A 12,404-nucleotide genomic window follows, 5' to 3' on the forward strand; every position below is an offset into this window, starting at 1 on the left:
ATGTCCGACACCGCTCCCCACATCCCCGACGACGCCGCGATCCTCCCGGGCGGCAGCACCATGCCGCTGCTGGGCTTCGGGACCTGGCAGATCACCGGCGACGACGCGGTGCGCGCGACGGCCACGGCGCTCGCGGCCGGCTACCGGCACCTGGACACCGCCACGGTGTACGGCAACGAGAGCGAGGTCGGACGCGCCCTGGCCGAGAGCGGCGTGCCGCGCGACGACGTCTTCATCACGACCAAGTGCCCGCCCCATCGCGCGGGGAGCGAGCGCGAGACGCTGGAGCAGAGCCTCGAGGCCCTGCGCACCGACCGCGTCGACCTCTGGCTGATCCACTGGCCGGCCGACGGTCCGGTCAACACCGACCTCTGGCGTGCGCTCGTCGAGGCGCGGGACGCGGGCCTGACCCGCGAGATCGGCGTCAGCAACTTCGACCTCGCGCTCGTCGACGAGGTCACCGCCGCCACCGACGTCGCACCGGCGGTCAACCAGATCGAGTGGAGCCCGTTCCTCTTCGACGCCGGCACGCTGGCCGCCCACCGCGAGCGCGGGATCGTGCTCGAGGGCTACAGCGCGCTGCGGCACGGCACCCTCGACGACCCGACGATCGTCTCGATCGCCGAACGGCTCGAGCGCTCGCCGGCGCAGGTGATCGTCCGCTGGCACATCCAGCACGGGGTGGTGGTGATCCCGAAGTCGGTCGACGCCGACCGGATCCGCACCAACGCCGACGTCGCGGACTTCAGCCTGACCGACGAGGACATGGCGGCGATCGACGCCCTCGGCCGGAGCTGACCGGTCAGCTGCTCGACGGGCGGTCGCGCAGGTAGGCCGCGGCCTCCTCGTCGTCCACGGCCAGCCGGTCGACGACCTCTCCCCCGTCGCACCGGCACAGCGCGACCTCGGTCGCGCCGACGGCGTACCACGTCCCGCCGGACTCCTCCCAGCGAATCAGCTGGTCGACCACGCTGGGCATGGATCGACTCTAGACTTCTCCTGTCCTGGAGAACGAAGCACACGGGGGTGCCTCACGATGGACCGCAGGGTGCCTGAAGCCGACCGGCAGGCGATCCTCGACGCCGCCGCGGTGCTGCAGGCGGCCGGCGCGCGGCTCCGGCACTGGCCCGCCGGCGAGGCGGCGCCATGAGCGACGGGGCCCCCGACGTCGGGCTCGCCGGCCGGAAGCTGCTGGACGAGAGCGACAAACAGGTGGTCCTCGACGCCGCCGCGGCGCTCCAGGTGCGCCGCAGCGAGATCGCAGGCGCACTGGCGGCGGGGCCGGTGCCCCACGCGCACATCGTGACCAGCAGCAGCGACAACGCGACGCTCAACCGGCCGCTGATGGAGCAGTCCGCCAGCTGGCGCGAGCTGCACTCGGTCCTCGCGACGACGAGCGTCCCGCAGCTGCGGCTCAGCCTGCCGAACAACCGCCGGATCCTCGAGGGCGGGCTGCGCATGGAGAGCATCTTCGACGCCACGGGGCTCGCGGTCGGGCCGCTGCTGCTCCTGGCCAACGAACCGGTGGGCGACTACCTCGTCAGCTTCGCGCCGCTGAACATGAAGATCATCGATCGCCGCTCCGTCCTCCTCCAGGGTCCGCACGTCCCGGGCAGCGGGCCGTCCGTCATGGAGGTGCGGTCCGCGGCGTGCCTCGAGGCCGCGTGGCGCTACTGGGTGGCGGTGCGCAGGTTCGCCGTCCCGGTGAAGAAGTGGGCCGGCGGCGTCGCCGACCTCACGCCCCGGCAGCGGCAGGTCGTCGCGCTCATGGCGTCCGGCCTCGGCGACGACGCCATCGCGGACACGCTCGGCGTCAGCGTGCGCACCGTGCGCGCGGACATCGCGGCGCTGCTCGACGTCCTGGGCGTCCGCACCCGGTTCGCGGCCGGCGTACGCCTGCAGCTGTGGCCGGACCCGGGTGATGACGGATGACGGACGAGCGTCCCGACGTCCGGCGCGCACCCCGCCAGCTCCTGACTCCCGGCGCGAAGCAGCGGGTCCTCGACGCGTCGGCGAGGCTGCAGGTACGCCGCAGCGAGGTCGCCGCGACCCTCGTCCGGGGACCGGTGGCCGACGCCGAGATCGTGGCCGCCGGCAGCACCAACCCCGAGCTCTACCAGAGCCTGTGGGGCCACTCGGACAGCTGGCGGGAGATGCACTCGATCCGTAGCTCGGCGACCGTCGAACAGCTGCGCGTCAGTCTGCCCAACAACCGTCGCCTCCTCGAGCGGGGCATGCGGATGGAGAGCGTCTTCGACGCCGGCGGGCTCGGTGTCGGCGCGCTGCTGCTCCTGGCCAACGAGTCGGCCGCCGACTACCTCGTCAGCTTCGCGCCGCTCGAGATGAAGATCATCGACCGGCGGTACGTGATGCTCCAGGGCCCCACGCTCCCCGACGGTGTGGAGACGGTGATGGCGGTGCGTTCGCCGGCCTGTCTCGAGGCGGCGTGGCGCTACTGGGAGGTCGTGCGGGAGCACGCGGTCCCGGCGGCCGAGTGGGCCGGCACGTCGGTCGACCTGACCCGCCGCCAGCGCCAGGTCGTCGCCCTGATGTCGACCGGGCTCGGCGACGACGCCATCGCGGACACGCTCGGCGTCAGCGTGCGCACGGTGCGCGCCGACATCGCCGCGCTGCTCGACCTGCTCGGGGTGCGGACCCGGTTCGCGGCCGGCGTACGGCTGCAGCTGTGGCCGGACGCCGACCGGTGACTTGCAGGTTCCTGCAACTCGGCTGACGGCACCGGCTCGCGTGGTGTTCCCTGTCCCCGCGGCGGCGTCGGCAGGCGGCTCGGGGGAGTCGGCCGGCCCGCCGCGCCCTCGGGCGGGCGTGGTGCGCAGTGGTCCACGGAAACCACTGCGCACCACGTCCGCGGCTCACACCGTGGAGCGGAACGGTCACCCGGGTCTCGGCCGCCGACCGGGGCTCGCGCGCGTGCACACGCATGGGACCTTTCCTCTACCTCGCCGTCCACCCCTGGTCCCACCATCCAGCCAACGGGTACCAGCCCGGTGTCCGAGGAAGAGGGCTGTCGCGATGGCTGTTCACGCATACTCGGTTTCCAGCGGTCACTACCTCGACTGGGGGGTGATCAGCGTCAGCGTCACGAACGCCCTGATCATCGCGACGATGATCGTCGTCTTCGTCCTGGCGCTCCTCCTCCCGTTCCCGCACGACCCTGACGACAGCTCCCGGGAGCCCCGGCCATGAGCGCCGACGAGCCCACGGCCCCGACGGCCGTCGCGGGCAGCTGGACGGCGTGGCTTCGAAGGCGGATCGCCGGACTGGTTCCCTCCGGGCAGGTACTGCCCGACCGTCAGCCCGTGTACGTCGCCTCCTGGATCTACGTGTTCGGCGTGCTCAGCCTCGCCTCGTTCGTCGTGGTGCTGGCCACCGGGATCGCCCTGACGGTGCGCGGGTCGCTCTGGTGGCACACATCCTGGGTGGGGCACTTCGTGAACTCGATGCACCTGTGGAGCGTCGAGCTGTTCTTCGCGACCATGGTGATCCACCTGTGGGGCAAGTTCTGGATGGCCGCGTGGCGCGGGGGGCGCGGCCTCACCTGGATCACCGGCGTCCTGCTGTTCGTGGCCTCGATCGGCACCGCGTTCACCGGCTACCTCTCGCAGTCGAACTTCACCTCCCAGTGGATCGCGGCCGAGGGCAAGGACGGCATCAACTCGATCGGGGTCGGTGCCTGGTTCAACATCCTCCATCCGGCGCAGATGCTGCTCTGGCACGTCGCGTTGCTTCCCCTCGTGGTCGGCGTCATCGTCGTGTGGCACGTGCTCCTGGTACGACGTCACGGCGTGGTCCCGCCACTGGACGCGCGGTCGCGGCAGGGCCAGGGAGGCTGACATGTCACCCACACGGCGGGCGGCCGCTCGCGACAACACCCCCGACTCCCACATGTTCGCGACGCGTCGTTACGACCTGGTCAAGGAGTTCGTGATCGCCCTGGTCGCGATGACGCTCCTGACCGTTGCGCTCGCTGCGATCTTCTCCTCGCCCGACGACAAGGCGATCACGATGGCCCGGTGGGCCCAGGCGGACCCGAACGACGTGATCGCGACCGCGACCGGCGAGCTGGCGGGCACGACGACGAGCGCGACGTACGGCGCGCCGTACAACCACGCCGCCGAGGGGCAGAAGGTGCTCGGCGTCCCGCTGCAGAAGCTCGGCGGGGTGCGGATCCCCGTGAACTCGCAGGACCTGGTGCTGCAACCCCTCGAAGGAGTGGTCGGGGTTCCCGCGCTGAGCCAGGCGCTGGCCACCTGGAAGGGTGCCTCCACCGACCACCAGCACGCCTGGGCCACGGCGTACGCCGATGCCCTGGCAGCGGCCGGCGGCGACCCCACCGCGGTCACGGGCGGTGACTTCGGCCCGGTCCCGGTGCTCACGACCGGCTTCCTGGACCTGGCTCGGTCGGGCGGTCTCGAGGGAGCGCTCACGTCGTCGAGCACCTTCTACGGCGGCGACCAGACCCGTTCGATCCTGCTGCTCGCCGACGGCACCTACCTCGAGGACACCGCGGTCGCACAGCACCTCGGCGGGGACCAGTGGGGCATGATGAACGAGGTCGGCGACTACCCGGGGCAGCCGTGGATGTGGCTCTACACGTTCTGGTACCAGGTGAAGCCGTTCTCGACCTCGGACAACGCCGACGCCGAGGTCTGGGCCCTCATGATGGCGCTGACCCTGCTCCTGATGTTCCTGCCGTTCATCCCCGGCCTGCGCTCGATCCCGCGCTGGATACCGATCCACCGGCTGGTCTGGCGTCAGTACTACGACACGCACCGGAGGACGTGAGCCGGTCCTGGCCGCACGCGCCGGTTCACACGGTGAAGCGAAACGCTGTGGGAGTGACCAACCGGCCCCACGGTTCACCAGCGAAACCGACTTCCAGTTCGGACCGACCGACGGGCTGCTCCTCGACGCAGGGAACAGCCAGCAGTGGACGTTCACCCTGAGAAGGGGTTAGGTGAGCGCTGGTTGCGGGGCCTGACCTGCTTCGTGGCCCGATCTTGCCTGAGGAGCACGCGTGGCACGGAAACTCTTGATCGTCTTGGCGGCCGGGTGCGCGTTGCTAGCCGGGATGAGTTTCGTGTCCGCAGACGCTGGTCGAGGACTCTGGGCCCTCACCGTCCTGGTCATCCTGGGATGGGTCCTCGTGCGTTGGCGCCACCCACGGGCAGACGGAGACCGCGAACGACCCGGCGACGGCACCCCGTAGCTGCCTCGCGGAGACGGATCGGCGACGGGGCCATACGCCCTCTGACCTGCACAACCGCGCCGATTCAGACGTTGAAGCGGAACTCCACGACGTCGCCGTCCTGCATGACGTAGTCCTTGCCCTCCATGCGGACCTTGCCGGCCTCGCGCGCCTTGAGCAGGGAGCCGGCCCCGACCAGGTCGTCGAAGGAGACGATCTCGGCCTTGATGAACCCGCGCTGGAAGTCGGTGTGGATGACGCCGGCGGCCTCGGGGGCGGTCGCACCCTGCGGGATCGTCCAGGCGCGGGTCTCCTTGGGGCCGGCGGTGAGGTAGGTCTGCAGACCGAGGGTGTCGAAGCCGACGCGGGCGAGGACCTCGAGGCCCGGCTCGTCGACGCCCATCTCGCGCAGCATCTCGCGCGCCTCCTCGTCGTCGTCGAGCTCGACCAGCTCGGCCTCGAACTTGGCGTCCAGGAAGATCGCCTCGGACGGCGCGACGATCTCGCGCATCCGGTTCTTGAGGTCCTCGTCGGCCAGCTCGTCGGCGTCGCAGTTGAAGACGTAGATGAACGGCTTGGCGGTCAGCAGCGACAGCTCGCGGATCAGCGCCCGGTCGATGTCGGTCGCGATGATCGGCGTACCGGCCTCGAGCGCGGCGAGCGCCTCCTTGGCCGCGGCGACGACCGGAGCGAGCTCCTTCTTGCCCTTCGCCTCCTTCTCCAGCCGCGGGATCGCCTTCTCCACGGTCTGCAGGTCGGCGAGGATCAGCTCGGTCTGGATCGTCGAGATGTCGTTGGCCGGGTTGACCTCGCCGTCGACGTGGGTGACGTCCTCGTCGCGGAAGACGCGGGTGACCTGGCAGATCGCGGCCGACTCGCGGATGTGCGCGAGGAACTTGTTGCCCAGGCCCTCACCCTCCGACGCGCCGCGCACGATGCCGGCGATGTCCACGAACTCGACCGTCGCCGGCAGGATCCGGGCCGACCCGAACAGCTCGGCGAGCCTCGGCAGCCGGTCGTCCGGGACGCCCACGACCCCGACGTTCGGCTCGATCGTCGCGAACGGGTAGTTCGCCGCGAGGACGTCGTTCTTGGTCAGGGCGTTGAAGAGGGTCGACTTGCCCGCGTTCGGGAGACCGACGATGCCGATGGTGAGAGCCACGGGCCGCGAGTCTACGGCGGCGCCGGGGGCCGACCCGAATCAGCGGTGCCTGGGCAGCCGGGCGCAACGCGGCAGGGGCGCGCACCATCTCGCCGTTTCGGCACCGGCGGCAGGGTCAGCGGGCCAAGATGCCGGTGTGACCCGCCGGCAGCCGCGCACCCTCGCGTTCGCCCTGCTCGCCGTCGCCGTGCTCGTCGCCGCCCACGTCCACCACGTCGCCGGCTCGTCCGGTCGCGCGCCCGGAACCGCGGCGCTCGGCATCGGGGCGGGCACCTCGGGCGGCACCGAGACCGTCTCGGCGACGATCCTCATCGACCAGGCCGGCCTGACCGGCGGCTACGCGACCCCGCGGGTGACGATCTCCCAGGACGGCCGGCTGTCGGTGCTGAACCAGGACACGTACACGCACACGGTCACCTCTGAGGCCACCGACGCCGGCGGCAAGCCGCTCTTCGACGCCGTCGTGCCCCCGGGCGGCACCCGCTCCATCCCCGGCGCCACGGGCCTCGCCGCCGGCGACTACGGGTTCTACTGCCGCTTCCACCCCAACATGCGCGGCACGCTGACCGTCACCGGCGGGTCCGGCGGGACCCACGGTGGCAAGCTGAAGTTCCGGCTGCCGCTCGCCGTCCCGCAGACGCTGAGCGGCGACCACGTCCGGCTCGACATGCGCAGGACCGCCGTCCGGATGCTGCCGGACGGACGCAAGACGCAGGCGTGGACGTACGGCGGCAGCTGGCCCGGCCCCACGATCCGCCGCCCGTCGGGACACCGCACCCTGGTCACCGTCGCGAACCACCTGCCGCGCGAAGCCGGGTCGATGTCGATGCACCTGCACGGTGACCACCACGCGTCGGAGCACGACGGCCAGCCAACCACCTTCCTGATCCCGCGGGGCGGCGCGCGCACCTACCGCTACGACCTGACCGACGACGGCAAGCCGGAGCCGGGCTCGTTCTTCTGGTACCACGACCACCGGATGGACCACACCGCCCGCAACAACTGGATGGGTCTGCAGGGCATGTTCATCGTCGACGACCCGGCCGAGGCGAAGCTCCGCCTGCCGACCGGCGGCCGCGACGTGCCGCTGATGATCTCCGACCGCAGCTTCACCCGGCGCAACCAGCTCGTCCCGCCGCACGAGCCGGACATGAGGATGGACCACCGCGACATGGGTCACCGCGACATGGGTCACCACGACATGGACATGGGCACCGGCTACACCGGCCCGCACGCGCCGCCGAACGACGCCACGGTCGGCACCCAGATCCTGGTCAACGGCCGGTTCGCCCCGCACCTGCGCACCTCGGCGGTGCACTACCGGCTGCGGCTGCTCAACAGCTCGTCGTTCTCGTCGTACGACCTGACGCTGTCCGACGGCCGGCCGTTCGTGCAGATCGGCACCGGTGACGGGCTGCTGCCGAAGCCGGTGGTGCGGCAGAGCATCCTGCTCGGGCCGTCGCAGCGCGCCGACGTGGTCGTCGACTTCCACGGCGAGTCGGGCCAGAACGTCGTGCTGCAGACGGTGCCGCGCACCGACAGCGACACGGGCACCGGCTCCCGGGTCGGGCAGCTGATGCAGTTCCGGGTGCGGGGCGACGCGAAGGACCGCACCCGCGTGCCCGCCACGCTGCCGACACCGGAGCTGGTGGACGCACCCGGCGAGATCTCGATGACGTGGGACTTCTCGCTGGAGGGCGACGCGGAGACCGGCACGTACTGGGCGATCAACGGCCAGGCGTACGACCCGGACCGGGTCGACCACACGGTGCAGCTCGGCAGCACCGAGACGTGGCTGCTCCGCAACACCAGCGAGGTCACGCACTACGTCCACATCCACGAGGAGCAGTGGCGCACGGTCAGCCGCAACGGCGCGAAGCCGCCACCGTGGGAGCAGGGCCTGGAGGACACGTGGAAGCTGGACCCGGGCGAGGAGGTCGTGGTCGCCGCCCGGTTCACCGACTGGACCGGGCCGTTCATGATCCACTGCCACATGCTCGACCACGAGGACCACGGCATGATGGCGACCTTCGAGGTGGTCCCGTAGCGCCCTAGTCTGGCGACCGTGCGCATCGCCACCTGGAACGTCAACTCCCTCCGCTCCCGCATCGACCGCGTCGAGGCGTTCCTCGACCGGCACGAGATCGACGTGCTGGCCCTCCAGGAGACCAAGGCGCGCGAGGACCAGCTGCCGCTGATGGGCATCGAGGCGCGCGGGTACGACGTCGCCGTCTCCGGCACCAACCAGTGGAACGGCGTCGCGATCCTCAGCCGGGTCGGGCTCGAGGACGTCGAGAGCGGGTTCCCCGGGCAGCCCGGCTGGGCCAAGGACGTGCAGGGTCCGGCCGAGCCGGAGTCGCGGGCGATCGGCGCGACGTGCGGCGGGGTGCGGGTGTGGTCGCTCTACGTGCCCAACGGCCGCAAGCCCGACGACCCCCACTACGTCTACAAGCTGGACTGGCTGACCCGCCTGCGCGAGGCGGCGCAGGCGTGGCGCGACGGCCCCACCGCGCTGGTCGGCGACTGGAACATCGCGCCCACCGACGAGGACGTCTTCGACATGGCGCAGTTCGCGAAGTCGACCCACGTGACCCCGCCCGAGCGCGCGGCGTTCCAGGCGTTCCTCGACGACGGGTACGTCGACGTCGTCCGGCCGCACGCACCGGGGCCCGAGGTCTACACGTACTGGGACTACTACCGGCAGCGCTTCGAGCGGAACCGTGGCCTGCGCATCGACTTCGTGCTCGGCTCGCCGGCGTTCGCCGCCCGGGTCACCGGCGCGTTCATCGACCGTGAGGAGCGGGCCGGCACCGGCGCCTCCGACCATGCGCCGGTGGTCGTCGACCTCGACTGACGGGTCGTGTGCCTGGCCCGACCCAGGGGAAGGTCTCGGGCGCACGACCCGGCTGTCGGTGGGCGCCGCCATGCTGGCCCCATGACCGCAGTGACGCTCTTCCTCACCCTGCTCGTCGGACTGGCCCTCGGCGGCCTGCTCGGCGTGCTGTGGTCGCGTTCACGCACCCCGTACGTCGCCGGCCTGGTCGACCAGGCCGAGGTGATGCAGGGGCTGGACCGGCTCAGCGACCAGATGCACCACCTCGACCGCGCCCGGGCGAGCTGGCAGGGCCAGTTCGACGCCCAGGTCGAGCTGCTGCAGCGCGAGACCCGGTCGCTGTCGACCGCGCTCCGCAAGCCGCAGGTGCGCGGCCGGTGGGGCGAGCTGCACCTGCGCCGCGCCGTCGAGCTGGCCGGCCTGGTCGACCGGTGCGACTTCGCCGAGCAGGTCCGCCTCGACGACGGGGCCCGGCGCCCCGATCTCCTCGTCCACCTGGTCGGGGGCCGCACCGTGGTCGTCGACGCCAAGGTGCCGCTGGACGCCTACCTCGACGCCACGTCGACCGAGGACGACGACGAGCGCGAGCACCACCTGCGCCGGCACGCGGGCCAGCTCCGCACGCACGTCGACACCCTCGGCTCCAAGGCCTACTGGCGCTCGCTCACCGAGAGCCCCGACTTCGTCGTCCTGTTCGTCCCGGCCGAGTCGTTCCTGGCAGCCGCGCTCGAGACCGACGGGAGCCTGATCGAGTACGCCGCCGCGCGGCAGGTCGTGCTCGCGACGCCGACGACGCTGATCGCGCTGCTGCGCACGGTCGCGCACGGCTGGAGCCACGAGGCGCTGGCCGACCAGGCGCGGGAGATCCACCGGCTCGGCCGCGAGCTGCACGGCCGGCTGGCCGGCCTGAACACCCACCTGGACCAGCTCGGGCGGTCCCTGAACGCCGCGGTGGGTCACTACAACACGACGGTTGGCAGCCTCGAGTCGCGGGTGCTCGTCACCGCGCGGCGGTTCGGGGACCTGCCCGCACCCCGCCAGGTGGAGTCGCAACCCCGGTCCATATCACCGGTCGACCTGCGGGTCGTGGAACGGCGCGCCGCCGACGAGGAGGGGGGCGCGGACCCTAGCGTGGCCTTGTGAGCCAGCGCCGGACTCTCTGGGAGGAGGGGCGCGAGCCGGGCCGTCAGGTCGTCGCGCTCGGGCTGGCGCTCGCCCTCACGGCGGTCGTGCTGGACCAGGCGATCTTCGGCCAGGTCGGCGTCTTCTTCGACGTCTGCTACGTGCTGGTCTGCGTGGCGATGGCGCTCGCCGTGCGCCCCGCGGACTTCTTCACGATCGGCGTGCTGCCACCGCTCCTCATGGTCGGGGTCTTCACGCTCCTCGGCGCCACCCGTCCCGACGTGATCGCCGACCCCAGTGACGGCGTCATCCAGGCGGTCGTCGCGGGCCTCGGCCACCACGCGGCCGCCCTGGTCCTCGGCTACGGCTTGTGCCTGGCGGTCCTCGCCGTCCGGCACCGGGTGCTGGGCCGGCAGGGGGGTCAGGCGGCCTCGAAGCGCTCCGGGTCCCCGGCGCCCACGCGCACCACCTCGGGGTAGCCCTCCGACCAGTCGATGACCGTGGTCGGCTGGGCGAGCGTCTCGCCCGCCTCGACGACCACGTCGACCTGGTGGTCGAGCTCCTCCTTGATCTCCCAGCCCAGGCTGCGCGGCTCGGTCTCCCCCGGCAGGATCAGCGTGCTGGTCAGCAGCGGCTCCCCGAGCGTGTCCAGCAGCGCCTGCACGAACACGTGGTCGGGGATGCGGACGCCGACCGTGCGCTTCTTCGGGTGCATCAGCCGCCGCGGCACCTCCTGGGTGGCCGGGAGGATGAACGTGTAGGGCCCGGGCGTCGCCGCCTTGATCGCACGGAACGCCGAGTTGTCGAGCTTCACGAACTGCCCGAGCTGGGCGAAGTCTTTGCACATCAGCGTGAAGTGGTGCTTCTCGTCGAGGCCCCGGATCCGCAGGATCCGGTCGCGCCCGTCGCGGTTGCCGAGCCGGCAGCCGAGGGCGTAGCCGGAGTCGGTCGGGTAGGCGATCAGCTGGTCGTCGCGCAGCGCGTCGGCGATCTGGCCGAGCAGCCGCGGCTGCGGGTTGTCCGGGTGGACGTCGAGGTAGCGGGCCATGGCCGACCGCTCAGACCCGCCCGGCGGCCTTGAGGTCGCGGCGCAGCTCCTTGGGGAGCGCGAAGATCAGCGACTCCTCGGCGCTGTGCACCGCCTTCGCGTCCGGGTAGCCGCGCTCGGCGAGGAACGCGAGCACGCCCTGCACCAGCGCCTCCGGCACGCTGGCGCCCGAGGTCACGCTGACCGTGCGGACGCCGTCCAGCCAGGCCTCGTCGATCTCGCCGGCGTCGTCGACGCGGTACGCCGCGCGGGCGCCGGCCTCGAGCGCGACCTCGACCAGCCGGACCGAGTTCGAGGAGTTGCCGGAGCCGACCACGATCACCAGGTCCGAGCCCTGCGCGATCTCCTTCACCGCGAGCTGGCGGTTCTGGGTCGCGTAGCAGATGTCGTCGCTGGGCGGGTCGAGCAGCTCGGGGAACCGCTCCCGGATCGCGGCCACCGTCTCCAGCGTCTCGTCGACCGACAGCGTGGTCTGCGAGAGCCAGGCGACGCGGGACGGGTCGCGCACCACGATGTTCGCGACGTCGTCCGGGCCCTGGACCAGCTGAATGTGCTCCGGCGCCTCACCCGCGGTGCCCTCGACCTCCTCGTGGCCGGCGTGTCCGATGAGGAGGATGTCGTAGTCCTCGCCTGCGAACCGCTTCGCCTCGTGGTGCACCTTGGTCACCAGCGGGCAGGTCGCGTCGATGGTCTTCAGCGACCGCGCCTCGGCCTGCCGGTGCACCTCGGGCGACACACCATGGGCGGAGAAGACCACGGTCTTGCCGGGCGGCACCTCGTCGAGCTCCTCGACGAAGATCGCGCCGCGCTCCTCGAGGTCCGCGACCACGTGCTTGTTGTGGACGATCTGCTTGCGCACGTAGACGGGGGCGCCGTACAGGTCGAGCGCCTTCTCCACGGTGATCACGGCGCGGTCGACACCGGCGCAGTAGCCCCGCGGCGCCGCCAGCAGGACGGCCCGGTCGGCCTCCTCCGGCGACAGGATCGGCGGCATGCCCATGTCGGTCGTCATGCGGTCCAGTCTAGGGAC

14 protein-coding genes are annotated in these 12,404 nt (G+C 71.6%); 10 read left to right on the top strand and 4 right to left on the bottom strand.

The window, feature by feature from the left end; genetic code table 11:
* The gene (locus tag ABD086_RS19500; protein WP_343909293.1) at positions 1 to 798 is read left to right on the top strand and encodes an aldo/keto reductase; all 798 of its coding nucleotides are present in this window, start codon (positions 1 to 3) and stop codon (positions 796 to 798) included.
* A gap of 4 nt (positions 799 to 802) precedes the next feature.
* Here the strand turns inward: ABD086_RS19500 and ABD086_RS19505 are convergent, their stop codons facing one another.
* The gene (locus ABD086_RS19505) at positions 803 to 979 is read right to left on the bottom strand and encodes a hypothetical protein (RefSeq protein ID WP_343909295.1); all 177 of its coding nucleotides are present in this window, start codon (positions 977 to 979) and stop codon (positions 803 to 805) included.
* A gap of 167 nt (positions 980 to 1,146) precedes the next feature.
* Here ABD086_RS19505 and ABD086_RS19510 point away from each other — a divergent pair, with 167 nt between their 5' ends.
* The 5 genes from ABD086_RS19510 to ABD086_RS19530 all read left to right on the top strand — a co-directional run bounded on the left by ABD086_RS19510 (position 1,147) and on the right by ABD086_RS19530 (position 4,806).
* Entirely contained in the window at positions 1,147 to 1,932 is a 786-nt protein-coding gene (locus tag ABD086_RS19510; protein ID WP_343909297.1) for a helix-turn-helix transcriptional regulator, read from the top strand.
* Positions 1,929 to 2,708 carry a helix-turn-helix transcriptional regulator gene (locus ABD086_RS19515; RefSeq protein WP_343909299.1) on the top strand — a complete coding sequence of 260 codons (780 nt, stop codon included), beginning with the start codon at positions 1,929 to 1,931 and terminating at the stop codon, positions 2,706 to 2,708. Before ABD086_RS19510 ends, ABD086_RS19515 begins: the two co-directional genes overlap by 4 nt.
* Before the next feature lie 325 nt (positions 2,709 to 3,033).
* The gene (locus tag ABD086_RS19520) at positions 3,034 to 3,207 is read left to right on the top strand and encodes a hypothetical protein (RefSeq protein ID WP_343909301.1); all 174 of its coding nucleotides are present in this window, start codon (positions 3,034 to 3,036) and stop codon (positions 3,205 to 3,207) included.
* Positions 3,204 to 3,854 (top strand): cytochrome b N-terminal domain-containing protein, encoded by a 651-nt coding sequence (locus tag ABD086_RS19525; protein ID WP_343909303.1) that lies wholly within the window; start codon positions 3,204 to 3,206, stop codon positions 3,852 to 3,854. Before ABD086_RS19520 ends, ABD086_RS19525 begins: the two co-directional genes overlap by 4 nt.
* 1 nt (position 3,855) lies before the next feature.
* Positions 3,856 to 4,806 carry a hypothetical protein gene (locus ABD086_RS19530; protein WP_343909305.1) on the top strand — a complete coding sequence of 317 codons (951 nt, stop codon included), beginning with the start codon at positions 3,856 to 3,858 and terminating at the stop codon, positions 4,804 to 4,806.
* A 488-nt stretch (positions 4,807 to 5,294) separates the two neighbouring features.
* On the opposite strand, the gene ychF is transcribed toward ABD086_RS19530, so the two are convergent.
* Positions 5,295 to 6,371 carry a redox-regulated ATPase YchF gene (gene ychF / locus ABD086_RS19535; RefSeq protein WP_343909307.1) on the bottom strand — a complete coding sequence of 359 codons (1,077 nt, stop codon included), beginning with the start codon at positions 6,369 to 6,371 and terminating at the stop codon, positions 5,295 to 5,297.
* A 136-nt stretch (positions 6,372 to 6,507) separates the two neighbouring features.
* Between ychF and ABD086_RS19540 the strand changes: the two genes are divergently transcribed.
* The 4 genes from ABD086_RS19540 (at position 6,508) to ABD086_RS19555 (ending at position 10,805) form a co-directional block, all read left to right on the top strand.
* Positions 6,508 to 8,418 carry a multicopper oxidase domain-containing protein gene (locus ABD086_RS19540; protein ID WP_343909309.1) on the top strand — a complete coding sequence of 637 codons (1,911 nt, stop codon included), beginning with the start codon at positions 6,508 to 6,510 and terminating at the stop codon, positions 8,416 to 8,418.
* Positions 8,419 to 8,436: 18 nt separating this feature from the next.
* On the top strand, positions 8,437 to 9,225 hold the full coding sequence (locus tag ABD086_RS19545) for an exodeoxyribonuclease III (RefSeq protein ID WP_343909311.1): 789 nt from the start codon (positions 8,437 to 8,439) through the stop codon (positions 9,223 to 9,225).
* Positions 9,226 to 9,306: 81 nt separating this feature from the next.
* Complete coding sequence (locus ABD086_RS19550) at positions 9,307 to 10,347, top strand: DNA recombination protein RmuC (protein WP_343909313.1); 1,041 nt, start codon at positions 9,307 to 9,309, stop codon at positions 10,345 to 10,347.
* Positions 10,344 to 10,805 (top strand): DUF6542 domain-containing protein, encoded by a 462-nt coding sequence (locus ABD086_RS19555; RefSeq protein WP_343909315.1) that lies wholly within the window; start codon positions 10,344 to 10,346, stop codon positions 10,803 to 10,805. Before ABD086_RS19550 ends, ABD086_RS19555 begins: the two co-directional genes overlap by 4 nt.
* On the opposite strand, the gene ABD086_RS19560 is transcribed toward ABD086_RS19555, so the two are convergent.
* Positions 10,748 to 11,374, bottom strand: a complete 627-nt coding sequence (locus ABD086_RS19560) for an L-threonylcarbamoyladenylate synthase (RefSeq protein WP_343909317.1) — start codon at positions 11,372 to 11,374, stop codon at positions 10,748 to 10,750. The genes ABD086_RS19555 and ABD086_RS19560 overlap by 58 nt on opposite strands.
* Before the next feature lie 10 nt (positions 11,375 to 11,384).
* Positions 11,385 to 12,386 (bottom strand): 4-hydroxy-3-methylbut-2-enyl diphosphate reductase, encoded by a 1,002-nt coding sequence (locus tag ABD086_RS19565; protein WP_343909318.1) that lies wholly within the window; start codon positions 12,384 to 12,386, stop codon positions 11,385 to 11,387.
* Between the last annotated feature and the right edge of the window lie 18 nt (positions 12,387 to 12,404).

The sequence above is a fragment of the Nocardioides aquiterrae genome (assembly GCF_039526625.1).
Taxonomy (GTDB): domain Bacteria; phylum Actinomycetota; class Actinomycetes; order Propionibacteriales; family Nocardioidaceae; genus Nocardioides; species Nocardioides aquiterrae.

Bases quoted from the DNA above. Each gene is read 5' to 3' on its own strand.
- ABD086_RS19525 (WP_343909303.1), top strand. From the start codon at position 3,204: ATGAGCGCCGACGAGCCCACGGCCCCGACGGCCGTCGCGGGCAGCTGG.
- ABD086_RS19520 (WP_343909301.1), top strand. From the start codon at position 3,034: ATGGCTGTTCACGCATACTCGGTTTCCAGCGGTCACTACCTCGACTGG.
- ABD086_RS19560 (WP_343909317.1), bottom strand. From the start codon at position 11,374: ATGGCCCGCTACCTCGACGTCCACCCGGACAACCCGCAGCCGCGGCTG.
- ABD086_RS19510 (WP_343909297.1), top strand. From the start codon at position 1,147: ATGAGCGACGGGGCCCCCGACGTCGGGCTCGCCGGCCGGAAGCTGCTG.
- ABD086_RS19550 (WP_343909313.1), top strand. From the start codon at position 9,307: ATGACCGCAGTGACGCTCTTCCTCACCCTGCTCGTCGGACTGGCCCTC.
- ABD086_RS19505 (WP_343909295.1), bottom strand. From the start codon at position 979: ATGCCCAGCGTGGTCGACCAGCTGATTCGCTGGGAGGAGTCCGGCGGG.
- ABD086_RS19500 (WP_343909293.1), top strand. From the start codon at position 1: ATGTCCGACACCGCTCCCCACATCCCCGACGACGCCGCGATCCTCCCG.
- ABD086_RS19530 (WP_343909305.1), top strand. From the start codon at position 3,856: ATGTCACCCACACGGCGGGCGGCCGCTCGCGACAACACCCCCGACTCC.
- ABD086_RS19515 (WP_343909299.1), top strand. From the start codon at position 1,929: ATGACGGACGAGCGTCCCGACGTCCGGCGCGCACCCCGCCAGCTCCTG.
- ABD086_RS19565 (WP_343909318.1), bottom strand. From the start codon at position 12,386: ATGACGACCGACATGGGCATGCCGCCGATCCTGTCGCCGGAGGAGGCC.